This is a genomic window from Phytohabitans aurantiacus (assembly GCF_027923225.1).
GTDB lineage: Bacteria > Actinomycetota > Actinomycetes > Mycobacteriales > Micromonosporaceae > Phytohabitans > Phytohabitans aurantiacus.
This window is the reverse complement of the sequence record NZ_BSDI01000011.1, coordinates 87314-110287: the sequence shown is the minus strand read 5'-3', so window position 1 is coordinate 110287 and position 22974 is coordinate 87314. Positions and strand designations below refer to the sequence as shown.

The window sequence follows — 22974 nt, the reverse complement described above, 5'->3', positions numbered from 1 at the left end:
ATGAAGCCGGCAAGCACCTATCGCGTCCAGGTGCGGCCGGACTTCGATCTGCACGCCACCGCCGACCTCGCCGACTACCTCGCCGCGCTCGGCGCCACCCACCTCTACACCGCACCGCTGCTCACCGCCGCACCCGGCTCCACACACGGATACGACGTGGTCGATCACTCCCGGGTCAACCCGGAGTTGGGCGGCGAGCCGGGCCGGGAACGGCTGGTCGACGCGCTTCGTGCCCATGGGCTCGGCCTGGTCGTCGACATCGTGCCCAACCACATGGGCGTCGCCGTGCCGGCGGCGAACGCGGCCTGGTGGGACGTGCTGCGTCGCGGGCGCGAGTCACGGTTCGCGGGCTGGTTCGACATCGACTGGTCGCGCGGTCCGCTCCGGCTTCCGGTACTGGCCGACGACCCGAACGCGCTGGATGACCTGAAGGTCGTCGACGGCGAGTTGGTGTACCAGGAATCGCGTTTCCCCATCGCCGACGGCACCGGTGACGGCGAACCCAAGGACGTGCACCGGCGCCAGCACTACCGGCTGATCTCGTGGCGGCTCGGTGACACCGACGTCAACTACCGGCGGTTCTTCGCGGTGTCCACATTGGCCGGTCTGCGCGTCGAGGACCCGGCGGTCTTCGAGGCCACCCATCGGGAGGTACTGCGCTGGGCGCCGGACGGCATCCGCGTGGACCATCCGGACGGGCTGCGCGACCCCGCCGGCTACCTGGCGAGGCTGCGAAAGGCGGCGCCGCACGCGTGGCTGCTCGTCGAGAAGATCCTGGAAACGGGCGAGCAGCTGCCCCGCGAATGGCCGGTCGACGGCACCACCGGGTACGACGCGCTCGGCGAGGTGTGCGGCCTGTTCGTCGACCCGGACGGCGAAGAGCCCCTGCACCGGCTCGCCGGTGAGCCCTCCTGGCCCGGCATCAGGTACCAGGGCAAGAAGCGCGCCGCCACCACCCTGCTGGCCGCCGAACTGGGCCGCCTCGCCCAGCTCGCGCCCAACGTGCCGCACGCCGCCGAGGCGCTCGCCGAGTTGGCGGCCGCCTTCGAGGTGTACCGCTCCTACCTGCCCGCGGGCGCCCGCCACCTCGCCTCCGCCCGCACCGAAGCCGTACGGAGGCGGCCGGACCTAGCCGAGGCGCTCGCCTCGCTCAGCACCCGTCTCGCCGACCCGGCCGACGAGTTGGCTCAGCGGTTCCAGCAGTACACGGGCGCGGTCATGGCCAAAGGCGTGGAGGACACCGCGTACTACCGCCACACCCGGTTCGTCGCGCTGAACGAGGTGGGCGGTGACCCGGCCCGCTTCGGCGTAACGCCGGAGGCGTTCCATCGGGCGGCCGCCGTGCGACAACGCGACTGGCCGCGCGGCATGACCGCACTGTCCACACACGACACCAAACGCTCCGAGGACGTGCGGGCGCGGCTGGCGGTACTGTCAGAAATGCCGGCGGAATGGGCGGCGACGCTGCGCCGGTGGACGCGGGCCGCGCCGCTTGCCGACGCGAGCCTCGCGCTGTTGCTCTGGCAGACGGTGGCGGGCGCGTGGCCGGTCGAGCGCGAGCGCTTGCACGCGTACCTCGAAAAAGCCGCCCGGGAGGCCGCGACCAGCTGGGCGAACCCTGACGTGGCGGCAGAGGCCGCGCTGCACGCGGCGGCCGACCGGGCCTACGACGACCCGGACCTGCGCGCGGACATCGACGCGTTCGTCGCGACGATCACACCGTACGGCTGGACGAACTCGCTCGGGCAGAAGCTCGTGCAGCTCGCCATGCCAGGCGTGCCCGACACCTACCAGGGCACGGAACTGTGGGACTACTCCCTGGTCGACGCCGACAACCGCCGGCCGGTCGACTTCGCCCTCCGGCGGGAAATGTTGCGCCGGATCGACGCCGGGTGGCTGCCGCCCGTCGACGCCACGGGCGCCGCCAAGCTCCATGTCACCAGCCGCGTGCTCCGCGCCCGCCGGGATCACCCGTTCGACCGCTACGAACCGGTAGCCGTCGAGGGGCCGGCCGCCGAGCACGCGTTCACCTTCGATCGGGGCGGCGTTGTCGTGATCGCCACCAGATTGCCGGTGAAGTTGGCATTTCGGGGCGGCTGGGGCGGCACTAAGCTGGCGTTGGCGCCGGGGCGGTGGGGCGATGTGCTTACCGGACGCACATGGCAAGCCCGGCGGGTGCCGCTGTCCGACATGCTGTCCGCCTATCCAGTAGCGCTCCTGGTGGTGAAATCGTGACCAGGTTCAGTGTGTGGGCTCCTGACGCGCCGACGATGCGCGTGCGGGTCGCCGGAACCGACCATCCAATGACCCTGCAAGACGCCGGCTGGTGGCGTGTCGAGGTCGACTGCGCCACGCACGGCGCCGACTATTCGTACCTGCTGGGCGATTCCGAAGACGCGCTGCCCGATCCGCGTTCGCGCTGGCAGCCGCATGGAGTGCACGGCCCGAGCCGCACCTACGACCACGCGGCGTTCCGCTGGACAGACGGTGACTGGGCGGGCCGCGAGCTGACCGGCGGCGTGGTCTACGCGATGCACGTGGGAGCGTTCACACCGGAGGGCACGTTCGACGCGGCGATCGACAAGCTCGACCACCTGACGGCGCTGGGCGTCGACGCGGTCGAGCTGCGCCCCGTCAACGTCGAGCGCGGGCCGCTGCACTACACCGCTTGTTGGTACACGCCGCACCCCACCTACGGCGGCCCCGACGGCCTCAAGCGCTTCGTCGACGCCTGCCACGCGCGCGGCATCGCCGTGGTGCTCGACCTGCACTACGACCACGTCGAGGCCAGTTCGCCCCGACTGGGGCCGTACCTCGCCGACGTCGTCAACACCTGGGGCCACACGCTCGCGCTCGACGGGCCGCACGCCGACGGCATCCGCAGCTTCATCGTCGACAACGTGTCGATGTGGCTGCGCGACTACCACGCCGACGGCATCCGGCTCGACGCCGCGCACACGCTGATCGACCGCCAGGCGATGCGGCTGCTGGAGGAGCTGACCATCCAGGTCGAGACCATGTCCGCCCGGCTCGGCCGCCCGCTGTCACTGATCGCCGGCTCAGACCGCGTCGGCGCACGCCTGATCACGCCGCGCTCCGCGCCCGGCGACCTCGCCGCGCTCTGGGAGCCGGAAGACCCGCTCGACCGCAGCTACCGGGCCGAGTTCGGCACGCTGGAGCAGCTGTTCACGATCCTGCGCCAGCGATACTCCGACGTGGGCGGCACCGACCGGCCGCTGACCGCGCTCTCCCCCGGCATGCTGCGACTCGGCGCCACCCTGCTGATGACCGCGCCGTCCACGCCGGTCATCCAGATGGGCGAGGAGTGGGCGGCCCGTCCGCCCGGCGAGACCGGAGCGCACTGGCCGGCCCACGAGGCGCGAGCCCTGTCGAGCCTCGACTGGTCAGAGCTGGACAAGCGCGAGCACAGCGACATGTTCGACCTGTACCGGCGGCTGATCGCGATGCGGCGCGCGCACCCCGACCTGTCACAGCCGATGCTGCGCCGCTCCGACGTCTGGCACGGTGCCAGCTTCCTCGCGATCCGGCGCGGCCGCAGCGTGGTCGTCACCAACCTGCGCCGCACGCCGCAACGGGTCAACCTGCACGGCACCGCCCGCTCCGTCCTGGTCGCGACCGAGCCCGGGTTGGCACTGGTCCACGACTCAGCCGACCTGCCCGGCGAGTCAGCGGCGGTAGTGTCCTGCGCCCGCTTCGACCGCTAACAGCGAGAGTGCGTCCCCGCCCCCCGCACGCCCAGCGCCCGGCGTCCGGCGTCCGCGCGGTCCGCACGGTCCGGCCGCGCCTGGCCTCCGCGCGCGGCCCGCGCTTTTCCCGTCGATCAAGGGCGAACGCACGTGGTTGGATCTCTTTTCCGCGTGCATTCGCCCTTGATCGACGGAGGTTTCCTTGATCGACGCGCCACCGCCGGACGCACCGCCGCCCGGCGACGCACCGCCGCCCAGCGACGCGCCGCCACCTGGTAACGCACCGCCGCCGGACGCGCCGCCGCCCGGCGACGTGCCAGCGCTCGTGCGCGCCGCGCGCGCCGCAGCGGCCGCGCTCGGCTTCACCATGGCCTGCGACGACCACACCGGCTCGCTGCTGCGCACGCTCGCCGCCAGCAAGCCCGGCGGCCGCTTCCTAGAGATCGGCACCGGCACTGGCGTCGGCGCCGCGTGGCTGCTAGCCGGGATGACCCCCGACGCGAGGCTGACCACCGTCGAGGTCGACCCGACGACCGCCGCGACGGCGCGCGACGTCCTCAGTACAGACCCCCGCGCGCAGGTCACCGTCGCCGACGCACGATCGTGGCTGATCGGGTACTCAGGCCCGCCCTTCGACCTCGTCTTCGCCGATTGGATGACCGGCAAATTCGAGGACCGCGACCTGCTGCTGCGCCACCTCGCGCCCGGCGCCCTCTACATCGTGGACGACCTGCTCCCCCACCCCACCTGGCCCGCGGAGCACCATGAGCGCGTGGCGACCTTCCGCGCGGACCTAGCGCGCGACGCCCGCCTCCTACCCACGCTGATCGACTGGTCAACGGGCGTCGCGGTCGCGGCCATCCGTTTGAAGGTCTAAACCAGGATCTGGGCTGCCGCGACGTCCGCCGCGGTAGATGCCGTTGCTCCCGCGGCCTCACCCTCCGCGCCCAGTCACGCCCAAGATCCCAACAGAATCCCTGTTTTTGTCGCCTCTAACGCCCCCGGAGGCCGCAATATCAGGGATTTCGCTGCCACGTCCGCGCGGTTTGTGAAGCCGCAGAGGGTGAGGCCGCGGGAGCAACGGCCTGGGGCATGACGGGCGCCGCGGTAGCCCAATGTCTCTTGGGCTAGATCGGGTCCGGCGCGTCGATCAACAAGCCCTAGCCCTGCGGGCCACCCACAGGTGGGTGAAAGAGGGCAACCCAGCCCGCGCCCGTCCTCTCCCCGGCGCCGCCGCCCGCCCGTGACGGCGTGTCGCCACGCCCCGCACGCCGATCAAGGACGAACGCACGTGGTTGGATCTCTTTCTCCGCGCGCGTCCGCCCCCACGCCAGCCCGGCACGGCGTGTCGCCACGCCCGGCACGACGATCAAGGGCGAATGCACGCGGTTGGATCTCTTTTCCACGTGCATTCGCCCTTGATCCATGCGATTGGCCTTGATCAGCGCGCAGGGCGCAGGGCGTGGCGACACGCCGCCGGCGGCGATGCCAACCCCTCAAACCCGGCCAGCCCCGACCGCGACGACGCGCCGCCTCACACCCCGGAGACCTCTTCGGCGATCAAGGCCATGTGCGTGGATCAAGGGCGAACGCACGCGGAAAAGAGATCGAACCACGTGCGTTTGCCCTTGATCGGCGGCAAAAGCCGCCGCGCGGGCGGCAAAAGCGCCGCGCGGACGGCAGAGCCGCGCGCAGGGGCGGCGGAGGTTAGTGGGGTGGGATGAAAGCGAAGATGGTCGCCGTCGAGCCGGAGCCGGCCTTGTGGATCGGGCCGCCGGCCAGGACCCAGGCGCCGGTCACCGGCAGCGCGGCCAGGTTGGCGAGGTTTTCCAGGCTGATCCGGTGCTCCTGGTAGAGCGCGACCGACACCGCGAAATCGGTGTCGACGCCACGGTCGGGGCTGAACGTGTCGGTGCCGAGCGCGCCTCGGGTCGCCAGCCGGCCGGTGTCGATCAGCCACTGCGCCGCCTCGATCGTGAACCCTGGCTGGTGGATCACGCCCTCATTGTCGAGGTTCGGGTAGGCGGGCGTGCCCCACTTGTCCTCCCACCCGGTCCACAGGATCACCGCCGCGCCGGACGGGATGCGCCCGTGCCTGCGCTCGAACCGCCGCAGGTCGTCGACCGTCACCCCGTAGTCCGGGTCGGCGGCCGCCTTGCGGCGGATGTCGACCTTGACCGCCGGCAGGAACAGGTCGCCCGGGTCCAGGTCGTCGGCCAGCAGCCCGCCCTCCTGGAAGTGGCCGGGCGCTCCCCAGTGCGTGCCGGTGTGCTCCCCCTCTTCGACATACTGCATGTAGAACCCGTCCTGCGGGATCGTCGTCATCACCGTCAGGCGGAACTCGGGGTCGCCGGGGAAGACGCTGGTCGTCGCGGGATCGTTGACGTGCGAGAGGTTCACGAGCGTGAGCGCGCCGAGCCCGTGCTTGCCAGCCGCCTCCGCGGGGGCGGCGCCACCCACCATCGCGCCGAGCACGCCGGCAGCCGCCGTGCTCACCATCTGTCGTCGTCTCATGTGGTCAAACTATGCCCGACGTCCACTGCGGACACTCGGCCGATCAGCGGGTGCTGACCGGCCGTCGCATCGAGTTCCTGCGGCACCCGAATCATCAGTACCACCAATAGGGCGACCGCGATGCCGGCGGCCACGTGCTTGCGGTGGCGGCGATGCTCGTACGCGTGCCACCAGGCGACCGCGGCCTCGGCCAGCGGGCGGGCCTCCGGCCGGCGGGTCGTGCTGACCTGCGACGCCAGCCGCAGCGCGACGCTCGACCACGGCGGCGGCATGCGGTACGGGGCCGGGGCGGCGTCGCCCGGGCCGACCAGCACCTCCACCTCGACGGGGCCGAGTTGGGGCGGCTGCCACCGTTCCGAGCGGCGGGCGAAGGAACGAGCGAGGTACAGGTCAGCGGCACGGGTCTCGCCCAGCCACACCCGTGACAACTCCAGCCATCGCCACCGTCCCGCCACGTCAGCCAGCACGTCCGGGTAGAGCAGGTCGGCGTCGTGCTCGTCGCCGACCACCCGCGCGGACTCGCGGCGCAGCGCGTCGAGGTGCCGCTCGACGAACGCCACGTACTCCGGCGGAGGCTCCGTCCCCATGCGGGGCATGGCTTCATTTTCGCTTGCCGGCATACAATTTGGCATGCCTGCGGGTGGGCTCCTGCGCCTTACCTGCGCGGTGCTCCTGACGGGGGAGATCGCCGCGACGGCTGACTGCGGCGGCATCCGCGTCGATCCGCCCGTGCGGCCGCCCGCTACGACAGCGCCCGCCGAGCCCGCCCGTCCACCCGACCCGGCGGCCCGCTGCTTCGGCCCCACCGCCGTCAACGTGCCGATGACCACCGCCGATGGCGTGCGGCTGGCCGGTGTGCGGCTCGGTTCCGGCCCGCGCGGGCTGGTGCTCATCCACCAGGAAGACGGCGACATGTGCCAATGGCACCGGTACGCGCCGCGGTGGGTCGCGCAGGGGTACCACGTGCTGGTGTTCGACCTGCGATGCTTCGGTTTCAGCGAGTGCGGCGCCGTCGACGACTACGTGGCCGATACGACGATCGCGGTGGCCACGCTGCGGGCGGCGGGCGCGGCCGAGGTGGTCGTCGTCGGCGCCGGCGTCGGCGCGGGCGTCGCCCTGGTCGCCGGTGCCCACCTCGGAGACCAGGTGAGCGGGGTGGTGGCGCTGTCGGTGCCGAGCCTCACCGAGCCCGCCGCGCCGGCGGGGCGCGATCCGCGTACACCGCTGGCGGCGCGCACGGCGTTTCGCGTGCCGCTGCTGCTCGTGTACACCGAACGTGATCGCAACGCGATGTCGGCCCGCTCGGCGACCCGGTTCGTCAACGAGTCGCCGAGCCCCGACAAGCGGCTGGCCGCCTTCAGCGGCACGGCACACGGGGTCAACATGCTGCACACCGGTGGGGAGATTCCGGTACTGGTGGAGGGCTTCCTGAGGGCCCACACAGCGTGAGCGGCGCCCATTCCCGCTTGCTGATCACCTCGACGCCGGGCGTGGCGAAGTAGGGGTCCGCTGCCAGCACCTCGTCGAGCTCACGTGTCTGAAAAATGAGCACCGCACCCGACCCGTCGGCCAGCGGGCCGGCCATCCGCACGACACCGGCACGGTGCAGCTCCGCCAGGCGTTCCCGGTGCGCGGGACGGGCAGCGAGCCGCTCCGGCGCGTCCGTAAACCTCAGCTCCACGATCCACATGCCGGCACCGTACGGGCGGGCGGCGGCCGGGCGCTGTATCACTGGATACATGACCGGATTCGCTGGCGCTCGCTCCGCTCGCGCGGGTCATGCGCCCTTGACGCCTCCCTGTAGCCGCCAGTCGCTACGGTCGCTGCGCTCCCTCCGCTTTGTGGCGGCTGCGGGAGGCGGCGCATGACCTCACTGGCGACGATCCCGGCGTTCGCGGCGCTCGACGCTCGCACGCTGGTCGCGCTCGAGCGCGAGAGCCATCCCATCCGGTACGCCGCCGGCGCCGTGATCCGCCCCGCGACCGCGCCCGGTGTGGTCTGCTCGGGGCCGGTCATCTTGTTGACGCGCGGCACGATCGTCGCCGCGTATCCGGCCGCGTCCGGCGGGCAGTTCTGGGCGGGGCGCTGGGACGGCCCGGCGATCGTCGACAAGCCGGCCGCTCTCGGTGGACCTACGCCGTCCGGTGCATTGCTGGCGACGACGGCCGTGACCGGCAGGGTACTGCCCGCAGCCCGCTTCCTGCGCCTGCTCGACGAGCAGCCGTCCGTACGCCGGCACGTGCTCGGCAAGCTGGCCGCCGACGCGCTGGCACAGCGGCAGCGCATGGCCGACGCCGTCACGCTGCCCGCGGTGGCGCGGGTGGCGCGGTCGCTGCTCGCGGAGGGGACGTGGCGAGGCTCCCAGGAGGAGTTGGCTCGGGTACTGGGCCTGAGCCGCGTCACCGTCAACCGGGTCCTGGGCCGCCTGGCGGCCGCGTCCGCGGTCCGCCTGACCGAGGGTGGCGTAAGAGTGGTCAATCCGACCCGTTTGGCGACCTACACCTGACCCGCCTGCCCCCGGCGCGCCCGCGGAATCGCGCGGCGCCCGTACTGGGCGTCGTCGATCAAGGAGATTCGCGTGGATCAAGGGCGGATGCACGCGGAAATGAGATCCAACCACGTGCGTTCGCCCTTGATCGGCGAGAAAAGGGCGGCGCGCGGGGCGCGCGGCGGGGCGGGGGTTAGCCCACGGGGGCGGTTAGGCCCTGAAGGGGGCGGGGCGGGCCGTACAGGTAGCCCTGGCCCAGGCGGCATCCCAAGCGGGCCAGGGCACCCGCCCGCGATACCGTCTCGACGCCCTCGGCGACGACCGCCACCTGCAACTCGGCGCAGATCGCCAGTACCGAGCGGCAGAGCGCCTCGGCCCGCTCCGGCTCGGTCTCGATGTCGGTGAGCGCCGCGTCGAGTTTCACCACGTCGACCGGCAACGCGTGCAACTGGGCGAGCGCGTTGAAGCCGGACCCGAAGTCGTCCAGCGCGACCCGTACACCTCGGGCTCGGATGCGGCGCGCGGCGGCCGCGGCGGCGGGCAGGTCGGTGATCCGGCTGGTCTCGGTGATCTCCAGGACGAGCCGGCTGGGCCGCAGCCCGTGTGCGGCGAGGGCGCGGTCGAGCGCCGCCTCCAGCTCCGGGCGTCCCAACCGGCCCGCGGACACGTTCACATGTACGTCGATGGCCTGCCCGTACGTCTCGGCGAGCGCCGCCGCGTCGCCGCAGGCCCTGTCGAGCACGAAGTCGTCGAGGTTGGCGACCAGCCCGGCTCGCTCGGCCACCTTCACGAACACGTCGGGGTCGACCGCGCCGCCAACCGGGTGCGACCAGCGGGCCAGCGCCTCCACGGCCACCGTCGCCGCGTCTTCGAACCGCACGATCGGCTGGTAGTGCACCTCGAACCCGGCCGACGCCGGGTCACCGGTCAACGCCGCCGCCAGCAGGTCGGGCAGGTGCGGGTCGCCGCTGCCGTCGCTGACCCCGGCCTCGTACCGCACGAGCAGGCCCTTGCCGCGGCGCTTGCCCGCGTACATGGCGGCGTCGGCCCGGCGCAGCAACGAATCCGGCGTGAGCATCTCGTCGGCGTCCGGCACGACCACACCGACGCTGCCGCTGACCCGCACGGTGTGCGCGTCGACGGTGAACGGCTCGCTCAACGCGGCGATGATCCGCTCACCGACCCGCTCCGGCACCGTCGGATCACCGTCGAGCAGTATCGCGAACTCGTCGCCGCCCAACCGCGCGACGGCGTCGTCCCGGCGTACACAACCTTGAAGCCGGTCGCCGACGGCGCGCAACAGGCGGTCGCCGGCCGCGTGCCCGAGGCCGTCGTTTACCAGCTTGAAGTCGTCGAGGTCGACGAAGAGCAGCGCGACGGGCTGCCCGTGCAGCCGGTGCCGGTCGACGGCGTGCTGCAGGCGTTCACGGAAGAGCGCCCGGTTGGCGAGGCCGGTGAGCGGATCGTGAAACGCCTGGTAGGCAAGGCGCTGCTGACCTTCGGAGACCCGGGCGAGCAGCGCGGTGTTTTCCACCAGCGTCACCATCTGGCGGGCGACCACCAGGCCGAGGCCGAGCCAGCCGACGTAGATCTCCACGCTGGACAGTGCGTGGCCACCGATCGCGCGGATCACGACGAGCAGCCCGGTGGCGATGACGGGCACGTATGGGACGAGCAGGTGCAGCCAGTCCGAACGGCGGCGCGGCGCGGGCACGGGCTCCGGCGGCTGCCGGTCGACGGTGGCGGCACCGGCCAGCGCGATCAACGCGGGTCCGGCGATGAAACCGGTGTTGGCAAGGGGCGACATCGACTCGGCGCCGGTCGCCACCAGGTACGCGTAGACGCAGTCGGACAGCGACAGCGCGACCAGGCCGAGGCCCAGCAGCGAGAGTTGCGGGCGGTAGACCCGCGGCACCGGGCGGGTCGAGAACATCAGCACCACGATGGCGGTCAGCACCAGGTCGGTGATCGGATGGGCGATCGCGACGGCGAACGCGCCGCGCGTCTCCGCCCCGGCCTCGACGACCTTGCCGAGCACCGTCGCCCAGGTCAGCACCAGCAGCGAGGCCACGACGATCAAACCGTCGAGCACCAGCACCGCCCGGTCGCGATGCCGCGACTGCGGGGAGGCGGCGGCCGGTCGCGGCACCGAGGCCGCGATCGACAACAGCGCGAGCAGCGCGAAGACCGGCAGCGAGAGGTACCCGAAGTCAGCCAGCGAAGGCGACGGCAGGTGCTCGGTGCTGAAGATCTGGTACCAGCTCCAGATGATCTGACCGAACGCCCAGCCGGCCATGCCCAGCGCCATGAACCGGCGCCACGAGCGCTCCGCGCCGGTGAGCCGGCGGGCGGTCCAGGCGCAGGTCGCCACGGCAGCCAGGGCCGCCGCCAGCTGGGCCCCGTTGTCGAGGGCCGCCACGGCGCGGGCCGGCAGCCAGCCACTGCTGTTGACGCCAACTATCGCGGCGACGGCTGTCAGCGTCACCGTGACACGGGCATAGAGACGTGTCAGTCCACCCCTCCCCTGGCAGACTCGAGCACCCCCGCACGACCGGAGTAACGTACCGCAACCAAGCGCCGGGCGTGGTCAGGCGCCGCCAGTCACGTCCGCGATGATCACCGTTACGTTGTCGGGGGCGCCGGCCCGCAGCGCGAGGTCGACCAGGCGCTGTGCGCAGTCCGGCGGCTCGGGGTACGCGCCCAGCGTCTCCGCGATCGTCTCGTCTGAGACCACATTGGACAGACCATCGCTGCAGAGCAGCCAGCGGTCGCCGTCGACGGGACGCATGTACGTGAACGACGGGGTCGCGTCGCCGCCCTGGATCGCCTGGGTCACCACCGCCCGGCGCGGGTGGCTGCCGGCCTCCTCGCGCGTGATCACGCCCTCGTCGACCAGCATCTGGACGAAGGTGTCGTCGCGGGTCATCTGCCGCAGTTCCCCATCGCGCCGCAGGTACGCCCGCGAGTCGCCGACGTGCCCCAGTACCAGTGCGCTGCCGGTGAAGAGCACCGCCGTCAGCGTCGTACCCATGCCCTCGCGGTTCGGATCTTCGGCCACCGCGGCCCGGATGCGACTGTTGGCCTCGTCGAGCGCGTCCCGCAGCGCGGCGATGAGCCCATCATCGGCTATCTCTATGTCCAGCCCGGCGATGACATCGATGACGATGCGGCTGGCGAGGTCTCCGGCGGCCATCCCACCCATGCCGTCTGCCACGGCGAGCAGGCGCGGCCCGGCGTGTACCGAGTCCTGGTTCGCACTGCGAACCAAGCCGGTGTCACTCACCGCCGCGTAGCGGAGCTTGAGGGTCATGGCAGGCAGCCTGCCAGGGTGGGGGCAGGCATGTCTCTAGTAGATCACCTCAACGACCGAGAAGTACCGAAAATCCGTGTTTGTTCTTCTCCCCTTTTGGGGAGCGCAGAACCGTCCACAAAGGTGCCGCACCCGGGTTACCTCACACCCTGTTGTCGTGAAAAGCTATGGCGCGTGGTGGGTGGTCAGGCGTCAGTGATTAACCGGTGTCCCTGTTGTGGCTACCGGACAGGGTGCATAACGTGCCCGGTCTGTTTCTGGACCGACCCGGGGCAGGCCGATCCGAGCGCCTTCGTGGCGGTCGGCGGCCCAAATGGCGACCTCAGTCTCAACGAGGCACGGCTCAATTTCGCGCTGTACGGCGCGAGCCACCCGCGCTACCGCGAGGTGGTCCGCAAGCCCCGTCCAGACGAGATCCCATAGGGCGAGGAGCGAGCTAGCGCGGCGACGCCTTTCCGGCGGCGCCGCGCACGTTTACCTGCGCGGACGCGGCCGCCGCCGGAAAGGCGTCGCCTTTCAGCGCTGCGCGAGCGACCGAGCCCAGCAAGCACAGCGTCGCCTTTCAGCGCTGCGCGAGCGACCGAGCCCAGCAAGCACAGTCACCTCAACCAGTCCAGCAGGCGGTCGCCTTGCTGCCATATGGTCAGCGCCGAGAAGACGCCGAAGAGCGCCACCGCCCAGGCGAGCGCGGCCACCCGGTACGACCGCGGCTTGATCTCGTCGGGCAGCACCCGCCGATTCAGTACCAGCAGCAGGATCGAGTACAGGAACATCATCAGCCCGCCCACGCAGGCCGAGATGACGAGCAGCGGCAGCGGCTGGTCGAACCCGGCCAGCAGGATCGCGCAGCCCAGCACCACCAGGCCCCACACCAACGCGAAATAGATCCTGCTCTCGGAGACGCGCCGCAGGTACGACGTCTTCAGCACGTCGGCGGCCAACCGGCTGGTGTAGTCGACGATGCCCATCGCCGCGGCGAACAGTGAGATCGCGCCGATGAGCCAGAAAAGCACACCGAACCACGGCGCGACGAGCTCCTTGAGCCGCTCCCCCTCGACCTCGAGGAACGCGACGCTGTTGGCAAGCCCGGGCACGCCGTACACGGTCGAGTAGGCGAGCATCGACATCAGCACGATCGTCACGAACGAGATCAGTACGAACGTGGCGAGCTGCTCCTGGTTCGCGACCTTCCACCAGCGCCGCCACCGCACCAGGTTGTCAGGGGTCGGCTCGAAAACGTACCCGGCACGGTCCGGCGCCGCCTCCTCCTGCCCCGTCACCGGGCTGACCAACCGCGGCACGTAGGCGCCCATCCCGTACCGCTTGTCGCGGATCCAGTTGCTCTGGCAGAGGTTCTGGCCGCCGCCCGCACCCGCGAACACCAGCGCCGAGAGCATGAGCGCGAACCCCAACTCGGTCGGGAACTCCGGCGACGTGACGGTGCTGGGCAGCTCCTGCCACGCGTCGACCGAGATCGCGAACACCACCGCCACCACGATGAAGAGCACCACGAGGCCGACCTTGACGAACTCGACCCGCTCCAGCGCGTTGTAGATCACGGGCGCCAAGGTGAGCGTCGCGCCGATCACCAGCAGCAGGCACACCGCTATCCACTTGGGTTCGCCGCCGAAGATGTACGTGATCATGGTGGCCGAACTCGACGCCCATCCCGGCCACAGGTTCGCGAAGTACACCATGATCGCGAAGACCAGGCCCCAGTGCCGCCAGAACCGGGAAAATCCAGTCAACGCGGTCTCGCCCGTCGCCAGCGTGTACCGCTCGATCTCCATGTTGATGAAGTACTGCGTGATGATGCCGACCGCCGCCGCCCAGAGGAAAACCAGCCCCACCTGCGACGCGATGTACGGGAAAAGAATGAACTCGCCGGAGGCGAGTCCCACGCCGGCCGCGACCACTCCAGGTCCGATGATGCGCCAGGGAGAGGACGGCAAGTCCGGCAGGTCGCGTACCGTCACGCCCGGTAGATGGCGCGTCGGAAATCGATCAGCGGCGGTCTGCGTCATGGATCGTCAATACCCAGGCGACGTCCGACACATTCCCGCAAACTGTCAGCTAGCACGCAGAAACAAACCTGAGTCTTCACGCAGTATGCGTAGATGACAGGCGAGCAGTTTGGCGTGCAGACGACGTTCCTCGTGGCGCTGCTCGCGATGCTGATAGGCCACCAGGTCGGCGATCACGTCGCGCAGACCGACAAGCAGGCCATATGCAAGTCGATGGGCGGCTGGGCCGGGGCGCGGGCGCTCGCCGGACACATCACCAGCTACCACCTGACCGTCTTCGGCGTGCTCGCCGTCACGGCGTACACATTGGACGTCTCACTGTCGCCGACGGGCGTGGCGGCGGGGCTCGCGTTCAGCGTGGTGACTCACGCGGTGCTCGACCTGCGCTTCCCGGTACGCCATATTTTGCGCCTGACCCGCTCCCCCGCCTTCGCCGAACAAACGACTCCGGTCTCCGGCATGTACGTGGCCGACCAGGCCCTCCACTGGCTAGCCCTCCTGATCTCCGCCCTCATGATCGCCCGCCTCTAAGTTTCGTGATCAGGGCTGTGAACAGTCCGAGTCGCCTACCCATCGTGCGCAGGCGCCGCGCAGCGACTCGGACCGTTCATCCCTCAAGTCGTTAGGGCGACTTGAGGGACGCCCTGATCACGAGAGGTTCGGGAGGAGTTTTTCGGCGGCGGCGTCCAGGAAGGGGCGTTGGTCCTGGGCTACCTGGTGGAGGTAGATCTCGTCGAAGCCCAACTCCGCGTACGAGCGGATCCAGTCGGCGTGCTGGGACAGGTCGGAGGAGATGTTGACGACCTTCGCCACCTCTTCGCGGGTCACGAAGCGGGACGCCTCGTCGAAGTGCTCGGTCAGTTCAAGGTCCCAGCTCACCGGCGGCGCGAACACGTTGCTGCGCCATTGTTCGTGCGCGATTCGTGCCGCCTCGTCCGGGTCGGGAGCCCAGCTCAGGTGGACCTGGAGGCACAGCCTGCCGCGACCGCCGGCCGTGCGGTACGCGTCGATCATGTGGCGTAGGTGGTCGAGTGGGGCGTTCACGGTGATCAGGCCGTCGGCCCAGGTGGCGCACCACAGGGCGGTCTCGACGCTCACAGCGGCGCCGACCAGGGGCGGCGGCTCCTCGGGGCGGGTCCAGAGGCGGGCGCGGTCGACGGTGACCAGGCCCTCGTGGCTGACCTCCTCGCCGGCCAGCAGCGCGCGGATCACGTCGACGCACTCGCGCAGGCGGGCGGCGCGGAGGCTCTTTCGGGGCCAGCCGTCGCCCGTGATGTGCTCGTTGCTGGCCTCGCCGGTGCCGAGGGCGGCCCAGAAGCGGCCGGGAAACATCGCGCCGAGGGTGGCGATGGCCTGCGCGGTGATCGCCGGGTGGTAGCGCTGGCCGGGTGCGGTCACCACGCCGAACGGCAGGTCGGTGGAGGCCAGCGCGGCGCCGAGCCACGACCACGCGTACCCGGAATGGCCCTGCCGGGCGCTCCAGGGTGAGAAGTGGTCGGAGGACATGGCGGCGCCGAAGCCGGCACGCTCGGCGGTGACCACCGCGTCGAGCAGGGCGCGGGGGTGGACCTGCTCGTGGGAGGCGTGGATGCCGTACACCGTCATGCCACGGTTCTACCCAAGCGGAAAGTCAGCCAACCGCCTCGTCGACGTAGCACCAGCGCCACGACTCAGCGGGCTGGAACGACCGCACCACCGGGTGGTCGGTCGAGTGCCAGTGGGCGGTGGCGTGCTTGCGGGGCGACGAGTCGCAGCAACTGACCCGGCCGCATTCCAGGCACAGCCGCAGGTGCACCCAGTCGCGGGAACCATCGGCGAGGCAGTCCTGACAGCCATCGGTGCTCTGTGGCGCGGCCGCCTCAGCGGAAGCCAGGTGGGTACAGATCACGCTTACTCCTCCACGGTGCGGTGCAGCATGGTCTCCTCCAGGTCGAGATCGCGCTGGGCCCGGCGGAGCACCTCCTCGGGGATACGACCTTCGTCCCGTGCCGCGCGGAACACGCCACGCTCGGCGTCGATCATCTCGCGGCGCAGTCGACCGTACACCCGTGATGGGGTCTCGCCCTCGCCGCCGAGGCGTTCCCACGCCTTGTTGACGCGGTGCTCGCCGAGGTCGCGCAGCTTGTGGAGCACCCGTTCGGGTACGCCGTCGCCGGCGAGCTCGTCGAGGCGGTCGCGGGCCGCCTTGCTGGCGGCGTTCTGCACGGACGCCTCGGCGAGCGCGTCCTGGGTGGTCTCGTCCTGCGGCAGGCGGAGCCGGCGCGCCACGGCGGGCAGGGTGGCGCCCTGGAGCACCAAGGTCACCACGATCACGGCGAACGCCAGCCAGATGAACAGGTCCCGCGGGTACTCGACCTCGCTGGTGGCCGGCAGGGCGAGCGCCGCCGCGAGCGTCACCACCCCCCGCATGCCGGCCCAGCCCACCACGATCGGGTGGCTGACCGGCGGGAAGGGGTCGCGCTGGCGGATTCTCGGGATGAGGCGGGGCACGTAGGTGGACGGGAAGACCCAGAGGAAGCGGGTGACGATCAGCGTCCCGATGACGGCCGCGGTGATCCACGCGACCTCGCCCCACGGGGTGTCGAGCTCGCGGACGATGTCACGGAGCTGGAGGCCGACCAGCAGGAACACCAGGCCCTCCAGCAGAAACCGGGTGAGCTGCCAGAACGCGTCGCTCTGCAGGCGGGAGGCGGCGGACATGAGGGTGGGCATCCGGTGCCCGAGGTAGAGGCCGGCGACCACCACGGCCACGACGCCGGACGAGTGGATCTCCTCGGCGACCATCACGATGAGGAACGGGGTAAGCAGCGACAGGGCGGTGTCGAGCAACGGATCGGTGATCTTCTTGTGCAGGAAGCCGATGATCACCGCGCCCACCGCGCCGACCGCGATGCCGCCGCCGGCCGCGATGACGATGTCGCGGCCGATCTCCAGGAACCCCACAGCGGCACCGGTGGCGGCGCCGGTCGCGACGCGCAGGAGTACCAGTGCGGTCGCGTCGTTGATCAGGCTCTCGCCTTCGAGGATCGTGACCAGCCGTCGCGGCAGCCCGATGCGCCGGGCGATGGCGGTGGCGGCGACCGCGTCGGGCGGCGCCAGCACCGCTCCGAGCGCTATGCACAGCGACAGCGGCACCTCGGGCAGCAGCATGTGCAGCACGAAGCCGACCACGAGCGCCGTGAAGATCACCAATCCGACGGCGAGCAGCAGGATCGGGCGCAGGTTGAACCGGAAGGCCGGCACCGAGGTCTCGATGGCGGCGACGTAGAGCAGCGGCGGGAGGATGCCGACGAGCACCATCTCGGGTTCGAGGTGCACCTCGGGGAACCCGGGCACGAACGACAGCGCCAGGCCACCCACCACCAGCAGGATGGGTGCCAGCATGCCGAGGCGGCGGGCGAGCGCTACGCCCAGCACCGCCACCGCGACCAGAATGACGACCTCAAGCAGCCCGTCCATGCGGGGAGCTTATGTGTTCAGGCCACCCAGACGGTCTTAAGGTTGCAGAACTCACGGATGCCGTGTGCCGACAGTTCCCGCCCGTACCCGGAGTTCTTCACGCCGCCGAACGGCAACTCCGGATACGACGTGGTCATGCCGTTGAGGAACACCTGGCCGGACTCCAGGTCGGCCACGAACTGCTCCTGCTCGCCCGGGTCGGTGGTCCACGCGTTGGCGCCGAGCCCGAACGTCGTGTCGTTGGCCACCGCGACCGCCTCGTCGTACGAGCCGACCTTGTAGAGCCCGGCGACCGGACCGAAGACCTCCTCGGACCACATCCGCATCTCCGGTGTGATGCCGGCGACGACGGTCGGCGGGTACCACCAGCCGGGCCGGTCGGGGCGCTCGCCGCCGCACAGTACCCGGGCGCCCTTCTCCCTCGCGTCCGCGACCTGTTCCTCGACGTCGGTGCGGCCCTGCTCGGTCGCGAGCGGGCCCACGTCGGTGTCCGACGCCATCGGGTCGCCGAGCGTCATCGCGGACATCCGCCCGACGAACGCCTCGGCGAACGCGTCGTACGCGTCGGCGTGCACGATGAACCGCTTGGCCGAGATGCACGACTGGCCGTTGTTGAGGCAGCGGGAGGTCGCGGCGACCTGCGCGGCCCGGTCGAGGTCCGCCGAGGGCATCACGACGAACGGGTCGCTGCCGCCCAGTTCCAGGACCGTCTTCTTGAGGGCGCGGCCGGCGATCGCGGCCACCGACCGGCCCGCGGCCTCGCTGCCGGTGAGCGTGGCCGCCCGTACCCGATCGTCGGTGAGCACCCGCTCCACGGCGTCCGAGCCGATGAGCAGGGTCTGGAACGCCCCCTCGGGGAAGCCCGCCCGCTTGAACAGGTCTTCGAGGCGCAGCGCGGTCTGCGGCACGTTGGACGCGTGCTTGAGCAGGCCGACATTACCGGCCATCAGCGCCGGCGCAGCGAAGCGCATGACCTGCCACAGCGGGAAGTTCCAGGGCATGATCGCGAGCACCGGGCCGAGCGGCTGGTAGTGCGCGTACGCCAGGTGGGCGCCGACCGCGGCGGGATCGGCCGGCTCATCGGCGAGGAACCCGGCGGACCGCCCGGCGTAGAAGCGGCACGCGTACGCGCACTTGGTCACCTCCGCCTTGGCGGCGGCCAGCGTCTTGCCCATCTCGGTGGTCATCAGCGCGGCGATCTCGTCGCGCTCGTCGTCGAGCAGGTCGGCGAGGGCGCGCATCCACTCGCCGCGCTCCTTGAAGGACAGGTGCCGGACCTTGTCGAATCCGCCCATCGCGCGGTCGAGCGCGGCGTCGATCCGGTCTTCCGGCATGGGGTCGAACGTCTTGAGCACCTCGCCCGTAGCGGGGCTGACGCTAGCGATTGCCACAGCGGCTCCCTTCACTCGAATGGTGACCCTGCTACTCGAAGAGTGAATGGTGTGTGCCGGGCGGCTCGATGCGGCGCCGGGCGGCCCGGCGCTTAATGATTACCACCAGGTCGACGAGCGCGACCAGAGCCAGCACGGCCAAAACGACGGCCGCGACGGGCAGGTCGGCCCGCGCGGTGAGCACGGCCAGCACGCCGCACGAGACAAGCCCGAAGAGCGCGAAGATCAAACGCAGGTTCAGCGCGCTGTACGGGCGCCCGACCGTCCCGCGCGCGCCGCGCGGTTGCGGCTTCATGGGTACTCCCTACCCGCGGTTATCAAAGATTTAACACCCGACCCGTACAGTGTCCGTGTGCACCGACGGTGGACGACAGCGTTACTGGCAGTGGCCGCGCTCGTCGCGCTGGCCTGCAAAGAGGGTGGTGCGTCGGCAGACCCGGACCCGCCGTCGGGCTCGACGCCGCCACGCGGTGACCTACCCTCGTCGATGGCCGCGCTGGGCGACTCGGTCACGTCGGGCTTCGGCACCTGTCTCACCCTGGTGAAATGCCACCGCAACTCGTGGTCGACCGGTGACAGCGCCCGCGTCGACAGCCACTACCGCCGGATCAAGCGGGACAACGAGGCGATCGACGACCGCGCCTTCAACTACTCGGTGCCGGGCGCGCGGGCGTCGGGCCTGACCGCGCAGGCCCGTCAGGCTGTACAGTCCAAAGTGGAGTATGTGACGGTGCTGATCGGCGCCAACGACGCGTGCCGCGCCACGGTCGCCGACATGACGCCGGTCGCGTCGTTCCGGTCCAGCGTCGACGAGGCGCTCGCCGTGCTCAAGAAGGGCCTACCGAAGGCACGCGTGCTGGTGGTGAGCATCCCGGATCTCAACCGGCTGTGGCAGATCGGCCACCAGGACGAGGGCGCGGTCAAGGCGTGGCGTAAGGGGGTCTGCCCGGCGTTGCTGGCCAACGCCACGTCGACCGCCAAGGCCGACGCCGACCGCCGGGCCGCCGTCGGCAAGCGGGTCGACGGGTACAACAGCCAGCTCGCCGCGGCGTGCAAGGCGTACGGGAAGCGGTGCGTGTACGACGGCGGTGCCGTGCACAAGTTCCGCTTCACGCTCGACATGCTGAACCGGCTCGACTACTTCCACCCCGACACGGAAGGGCAGCACAAGCTGGCCGAGGTGACGTTCGGTCGCGCGTTCCGTTAGGCGGTGCGCTGCTGGGGTATCGCTGGGCGGGGGCGGTACATCGCCACGGTGCGGCGGGCCAGGTCGGTGGTGGCCGACGAGTTGGCCCAGGTGCCGAGCACGATGCCGGCGCCCGGGATGAGCTTGGCGAACAGTCGCTTGGCGGCGCGTACGCCGGCCATCTGGGCCAGCTTGACGCCGAGGCTGGCCACGGTGCGGGCGAGCGGCAACGCGGCGCGCCCGAAGAGCGCGCCCGCCCGCTCGCGCCCGGCCGCGACGCCGAGCGCCAGCCGTGCGGTCTGCGCGACCTTGTGCACCTTCTGGAGCACCAGGAGGTCGATCGCGCGGTCGTTGTGTGTCGGGTCGACGCCGTACGCCGCCGCGATGTGCAGGACCATCCGGGCCTGCGTCCACGCCAGCACGCCCACGTCGACCACCGCGCCGGGCAGTCCGGCGGCACCGGACACTGCCCCGGACAGCCGGGCCAGCTTGACGAACTTCCGGGTCGCCTGCTGTGCGAGCGCGTCGGCGTCGACGCCGGGGCCTTCGGCTCGGGCCCGGTCGGCCCAGGCCCGCGCTTGCGGGCCCAGGCGGCGCACCGCCTCCAGCGCCAGGTGTTCGGGCGCGTACTGGGGGTCGTTGCGCATCCGGTCCCAGAGCCCCGCCGGGAGTTCGGCGGTGCCGTCCGGGACGGCTTCTTCGACAGGTGGTGTGGGGTCGGTCACGTAGGGCCTCCGGGGGGCAGAGGTCAAGGGTTGCCTACCTCCATAGTGCCCGGAGCCGGCTACTTCCCGGTGACGCCGGCCTTGAGTAGCGCGTTCACGATCGCGGCCGCCCGCTGCTCGTGCTTGGCGTAGGCGTACGGGTACGCGGACACCTGTACCGCCTGCGCGGCGAGCGTCAGCGACATCCGGTTCCAGCCGGGGACCTGCATCAGGCCCGCGTAGAACTTGCCCGCGGCGTAGTCCGGCTGCATCAGCTTGGCGACCGGACCCCAGCCGCTGCTGGGCCGCTGCTGGAACAGGCCGACCGAGTCGTGGTCCGATCCGGTGCCCTGGTGGGCGTACCGCTTGGACTCGGGCAGCACCTCGCTGGCCCGGTTGAGCAGGGTGCTCTCCTGCATGGCCGTCGCCACGGCGATGACGAGGCCCCGCTGCGGTACCCCGCGCCTCAGCCCCGCCTTGACGATGGCGTGCGCGTTGTTCATCTGTACCTGGGACAGGCCGGCCACCGGCGCGACCTGGGTGGGCTCCTTCGGGGCGGGCGCGGGTGCCGCCTTCGCCGGAGCGGGAGCCGCCTTCGTCGCGGGCGCCGGGGCGGCCTGGGGCGGCTTGGGCGCGGTCCGCTGGGAGCGCGTCGCGGCTTCCGCCTGCTGCGCACGTTCCGTAATCGACCGCTCGACCGCGGCCTTGTTTCCGGCGATCGGCGAGGCCGCTTCGGTGGTCCCGTCGCGGGTCTCGGTGACCGCCGCGACCCCGAGGGCGGCCACCATGCTGGCGGCCACGGTGACCCTCGCCCATGACGGAGCGTTGATGTAGGCGGTGACGAAAGGACGGACTCGGTCGGTGCTCCGCCGGCTCTTCTTCGATAGGTCGGATACGACATCCGCCAAACGGCGGAAGGGGGATGCCGCGGCGAACTGGGGGGATTTCTTGTCGTCGTCGTGCATCCAGCGAGGCTAGGCAGGGACCCTCCGCGATTACACACGGTGATCATATGACGCTGATCACTTTGGGGTTTGGTTTTCTACGCGGCGAGTGACGGGGTGGCGCGGCACGCGTCAGACATCGCAAAACAGACATGTCCCACTCTGTCCGATTTGGACACTACGTGTAGAAAGATCCGCTACTCTCCGTATACTCAACCGTTCAGAGGAGGGGGCTATGGTCGATCGGGTGCGCGACCTCCGCAGGCTCCCCAAGGCGAACCTTCACATCCACCTCACCGGCGCCATGCGCCCCACCACGCTAGCCGAGCTGGCGGACCGGTACGGGCTGCCGCTGCCGCCGCCGCTGGATCTTGGTCGCACGCACGGCTGGGCCGCCTTCCAGACGCGCTACGACACGGCGCGTGCCTGTCTGCGTACCGCTGAGGACATCGCCCGCGTGGTGGCCGAAGCCGCCGCGGACGACGTGGCGGACGGCGCGGGCTGGGTCGAGCTCCAGGTCGACCCGACCTCGTACGCCGCGCGCCTCGGCGGCCTGGAACAGGTCGTGGAGGCCGTGCTGGCGGGCGCGCGCGGCACGCCGACCGGCGTGGTACTCGCGGCGAGCTGGGCGCGATCACCCGACGACGCGGTCACGGTGGCCCGCCTCGCGGCGAAATACGCGGGCTTCGGTTCGGGGGGTGGGAATGGCATCGTCGGGTTCGGGATCTCCAATGACGAGCGGTTGGGACGCGTCGCCGACTTCGCGCCCGCCTGCCGGATCGCCACCGAGGCGGGGCTGCTCACCGTGCCGCACGCCGGTTTCTACGAGCCCGCCTGGCATGTACGCGACTGCGTGACCCTCCTCGGCGCCGGCCGTATCGGCCACGGTCTGACCGCCCTCACCGACCCGGCGACCCTCGACCTGCTCGCCGAGCGGCGCGTGGCGCTCGAGGTGTGCCCCACGTCATATCCGCCGCTCGGTGTCACGCCGGACCTGGCCGGGGTGCCCGTCCGTGCCCTGCTCGCGGCCGGTGTGCCGGTGGCGTTGGGCTCCGACGACCCGCTGCTGTTCGCTGCCGGCTTAATCCGGCAGTACGAGATCGCGAAACACGACCTGACCTGCACGGATGCCGAGTTGGCGCGGCTCGCGCGGCACTCCGTGGAGGCCTCCGCCGCCCCGCCTGACGTGCGCACCGCGCTGCTGGCGGGAATCGACGCCTGGGTCGCGGGGGTTTAATTGCCAAAGG

General features: G+C 70.9%; 22 protein-coding genes. 9 read left to right on the top strand and 13 right to left on the bottom strand.

What is annotated here, in order from left to right; translation table 11 throughout:
* The 3 genes from treY to QMG73_RS14190 all read left to right on the top strand — a co-directional run bounded on the left by treY (nucleotide 1) and on the right by QMG73_RS14190 (nucleotide 4584).
* Nucleotides 1–2235 carry a malto-oligosyltrehalose synthase gene (gene treY / locus QMG73_RS14200; protein WP_281895536.1) on the top strand — a complete coding sequence of 745 codons (2235 nt, stop codon included), beginning with the start codon at nucleotides 1–3 and terminating at the stop codon, nucleotides 2233–2235.
* Nucleotides 2232–3725: an alpha-amylase family glycosyl hydrolase gene (locus QMG73_RS14195; protein WP_281895533.1), complete on the top strand. Its 1494-nt coding sequence runs from the start codon at nucleotides 2232–2234 to the stop codon at nucleotides 3723–3725. The genes treY and QMG73_RS14195 overlap by 4 nt, the downstream gene beginning before the upstream one ends.
* A gap of 184 nt (nucleotides 3726–3909) precedes the next feature.
* Complete coding sequence (locus QMG73_RS14190; RefSeq protein ID WP_281895530.1) at nucleotides 3910–4584, top strand: O-methyltransferase; 675 nt, start codon at nucleotides 3910–3912, stop codon at nucleotides 4582–4584.
* Nucleotides 4585–5414: 830 nt separating this feature from the next.
* On the opposite strand, the gene QMG73_RS14185 is transcribed toward QMG73_RS14190, so the two are convergent.
* Together QMG73_RS14185 and QMG73_RS14180 are read right to left on the bottom strand one after the other, a co-directional pair.
* Nucleotides 5415–6221, bottom strand: a complete 807-nt coding sequence (locus QMG73_RS14185; protein WP_281895528.1) for a cyclase family protein — start codon at nucleotides 6219–6221, stop codon at nucleotides 5415–5417.
* Nucleotides 6218–6817: a SigE family RNA polymerase sigma factor gene (locus QMG73_RS14180; protein WP_281895527.1), complete on the bottom strand. Its 600-nt coding sequence runs from the start codon at nucleotides 6815–6817 to the stop codon at nucleotides 6218–6220. The genes QMG73_RS14185 and QMG73_RS14180 overlap by 4 nt, the downstream gene beginning before the upstream one ends.
* Nucleotides 6818–6851: 34 nt before the next feature.
* Between QMG73_RS14180 and QMG73_RS14175 the strand changes: the two genes are divergently transcribed.
* Entirely contained in the window at nucleotides 6852–7670 is an 819-nt protein-coding gene (locus QMG73_RS14175) for an alpha/beta hydrolase (protein WP_281895526.1), read from the top strand.
* Here the strand turns inward: QMG73_RS14175 and QMG73_RS14170 are convergent.
* Nucleotides 7600–7962 (bottom strand): YciI family protein, encoded by a 363-nt coding sequence (locus QMG73_RS14170; protein WP_281895523.1) that lies wholly within the window; start codon nucleotides 7960–7962, stop codon nucleotides 7600–7602. The two genes, QMG73_RS14175 and QMG73_RS14170, sit on opposite strands and share 71 nt — an antisense overlap.
* Nucleotides 7963–8085: 123 nt before the next feature.
* Here QMG73_RS14170 and QMG73_RS14165 point away from each other — a divergent pair, with 123 nt between their 5' ends.
* On the top strand, nucleotides 8086–8727 hold the full coding sequence (locus QMG73_RS14165) for a Crp/Fnr family transcriptional regulator (RefSeq protein WP_281895521.1): 642 nt from the start codon (nucleotides 8086–8088) through the stop codon (nucleotides 8725–8727).
* A gap of 175 nt (nucleotides 8728–8902) precedes the next feature.
* Here the strand turns inward: QMG73_RS14165 and QMG73_RS14160 are convergent, their stop codons facing one another.
* Both QMG73_RS14160 and QMG73_RS14155 read right to left on the bottom strand, forming a co-directional pair.
* Nucleotides 8903–11194 (bottom strand): putative bifunctional diguanylate cyclase/phosphodiesterase, encoded by a 2292-nt coding sequence (locus QMG73_RS14160; RefSeq protein ID WP_281895519.1) that lies wholly within the window; start codon nucleotides 11192–11194, stop codon nucleotides 8903–8905.
* A gap of 102 nt (nucleotides 11195–11296) precedes the next feature.
* Complete coding sequence (locus QMG73_RS14155; protein ID WP_281895516.1) at nucleotides 11297–12019, bottom strand: PP2C family protein-serine/threonine phosphatase; 723 nt, start codon at nucleotides 12017–12019, stop codon at nucleotides 11297–11299.
* Nucleotides 12020–12049: 30 nt separating this feature from the next.
* On the opposite strand from QMG73_RS14155, the gene QMG73_RS14150 reads away from it, so the two are divergent.
* Nucleotides 12050–12442 (top strand): CPCC family cysteine-rich protein, encoded by a 393-nt coding sequence (locus QMG73_RS14150; RefSeq protein ID WP_281895514.1) that lies wholly within the window; start codon nucleotides 12050–12052, stop codon nucleotides 12440–12442.
* Between the two features lie 176 nt (nucleotides 12443–12618).
* On the opposite strand, the gene QMG73_RS14145 is transcribed toward QMG73_RS14150, so the two are convergent.
* Nucleotides 12619–13995: an Nramp family divalent metal transporter gene (locus QMG73_RS14145; RefSeq protein WP_281895513.1), complete on the bottom strand. Its 1377-nt coding sequence runs from the start codon at nucleotides 13993–13995 to the stop codon at nucleotides 12619–12621.
* Nucleotides 13996–14136: 141 nt separating this feature from the next.
* On the opposite strand from QMG73_RS14145, the gene QMG73_RS14140 reads away from it, so the two are divergent.
* Entirely contained in the window at nucleotides 14137–14574 is a 438-nt protein-coding gene (locus QMG73_RS14140) for a DUF3307 domain-containing protein (RefSeq protein WP_281895510.1), read from the top strand.
* Between the two features lie 117 nt (nucleotides 14575–14691).
* Here QMG73_RS14140 and QMG73_RS14135 read toward each other — a convergent pair whose 3' ends face one another.
* Genes QMG73_RS14135 through QMG73_RS14115 form a run of 5 tightly spaced genes read right to left on the bottom strand, consistent with a single transcriptional unit; the run spans nucleotide 14692 to nucleotide 19188 of the window.
* Nucleotides 14692–15648, bottom strand: coding sequence for a TIGR03885 family FMN-dependent LLM class oxidoreductase (locus QMG73_RS14135; protein WP_281895508.1), 957 nt, complete (start codon nucleotides 15646–15648; stop codon nucleotides 14692–14694).
* A gap of 25 nt (nucleotides 15649–15673) precedes the next feature.
* On the bottom strand, nucleotides 15674–15931 hold the full coding sequence (locus QMG73_RS14130; protein ID WP_281895506.1) for a UBP-type zinc finger domain-containing protein: 258 nt from the start codon (nucleotides 15929–15931) through the stop codon (nucleotides 15674–15676).
* Between the two features lie 2 nt (nucleotides 15932–15933).
* The gene (locus QMG73_RS14125) at nucleotides 15934–17502 is read right to left on the bottom strand and encodes a Na+/H+ antiporter (protein ID WP_281895505.1); all 1569 of its coding nucleotides are present in this window, start codon (nucleotides 17500–17502) and stop codon (nucleotides 15934–15936) included.
* A gap of 17 nt (nucleotides 17503–17519) precedes the next feature.
* Nucleotides 17520–18893, bottom strand: a complete 1374-nt coding sequence (locus QMG73_RS14120; RefSeq protein WP_281895503.1) for an NADP-dependent succinic semialdehyde dehydrogenase — start codon at nucleotides 18891–18893, stop codon at nucleotides 17520–17522.
* Nucleotides 18894–18924: 31 nt separating this feature from the next.
* A complete protein-coding gene (locus QMG73_RS14115; protein WP_281895501.1) occupies nucleotides 18925–19188 on the bottom strand; it encodes a DUF6343 family protein in 264 nt (87 codons plus the stop codon).
* A gap of 57 nt (nucleotides 19189–19245) precedes the next feature.
* Between QMG73_RS14115 and QMG73_RS14110 the strand changes: the two genes are divergently transcribed.
* Entirely contained in the window at nucleotides 19246–20100 is an 855-nt protein-coding gene (locus QMG73_RS14110; RefSeq protein ID WP_281895499.1) for an SGNH/GDSL hydrolase family protein, read from the top strand.
* On the opposite strand, the gene QMG73_RS14105 is transcribed toward QMG73_RS14110, so the two are convergent.
* Nucleotides 20097–20804: an EcsC family protein gene (locus tag QMG73_RS14105; RefSeq protein WP_281895496.1), complete on the bottom strand. Its 708-nt coding sequence runs from the start codon at nucleotides 20802–20804 to the stop codon at nucleotides 20097–20099. The genes QMG73_RS14110 and QMG73_RS14105 overlap by 4 nt on opposite strands.
* Before the next feature lie 59 nt (nucleotides 20805–20863).
* Nucleotides 20864–21748 (bottom strand): hypothetical protein, encoded by an 885-nt coding sequence (locus QMG73_RS14100; RefSeq protein ID WP_281895494.1) that lies wholly within the window; start codon nucleotides 21746–21748, stop codon nucleotides 20864–20866.
* A 214-nt stretch (nucleotides 21749–21962) separates the two neighbouring features.
* On the opposite strand from QMG73_RS14100, the gene add reads away from it, so the two are divergent.
* Entirely contained in the window at nucleotides 21963–22964 is a 1002-nt protein-coding gene (gene add / locus QMG73_RS14095) for an adenosine deaminase (RefSeq protein WP_281895492.1), read from the top strand.
* Nucleotides 22965–22974 lie beyond the last annotated feature (10 nt).

Coding starts and splice junctions, on each gene's coding strand:
- treY (WP_281895536.1), top strand. CDS start 1: ATGAAGCCGGCAAGCACCTATCGCGTCCAGGTGCGGCCGGACTTCGAT.
- QMG73_RS14185 (WP_281895528.1), bottom strand. CDS start 6,221: ATGAGACGACGACAGATGGTGAGCACGGCGGCTGCCGGCGTGCTCGGC.
- QMG73_RS14180 (WP_281895527.1), bottom strand. CDS start 6,817: ATGCCCCGCATGGGGACGGAGCCTCCGCCGGAGTACGTGGCGTTCGTC.
- QMG73_RS14175 (WP_281895526.1), top strand. CDS start 6,852: ATGCCTGCGGGTGGGCTCCTGCGCCTTACCTGCGCGGTGCTCCTGACG.
- QMG73_RS14170 (WP_281895523.1), bottom strand. CDS start 7,962: ATGTATCCAGTGATACAGCGCCCGGCCGCCGCCCGCCCGTACGGTGCC.
- QMG73_RS14165 (WP_281895521.1), top strand. CDS start 8,086: ATGACCTCACTGGCGACGATCCCGGCGTTCGCGGCGCTCGACGCTCGC.
- QMG73_RS14155 (WP_281895516.1), bottom strand. CDS start 12,019: ATGACCCTCAAGCTCCGCTACGCGGCGGTGAGTGACACCGGCTTGGTT.
- QMG73_RS14150 (WP_281895514.1), top strand. CDS start 12,050: ATGTCTCTAGTAGATCACCTCAACGACCGAGAAGTACCGAAAATCCGT.
- QMG73_RS14140 (WP_281895510.1), top strand. CDS start 14,137: ATGACAGGCGAGCAGTTTGGCGTGCAGACGACGTTCCTCGTGGCGCTG.
- QMG73_RS14135 (WP_281895508.1), bottom strand. CDS start 15,648: ATGACGGTGTACGGCATCCACGCCTCCCACGAGCAGGTCCACCCCCGC.
- QMG73_RS14125 (WP_281895505.1), bottom strand. CDS start 17,502: ATGGACGGGCTGCTTGAGGTCGTCATTCTGGTCGCGGTGGCGGTGCTG.
- QMG73_RS14115 (WP_281895501.1), bottom strand. CDS start 19,188: ATGAAGCCGCAACCGCGCGGCGCGCGCGGGACGGTCGGGCGCCCGTAC.
- QMG73_RS14100 (WP_281895494.1), bottom strand. CDS start 21,748: ATGCACGACGACGACAAGAAATCCCCCCAGTTCGCCGCGGCATCCCCC.
- add (WP_281895492.1), top strand. CDS start 21,963: ATGGTCGATCGGGTGCGCGACCTCCGCAGGCTCCCCAAGGCGAACCTT.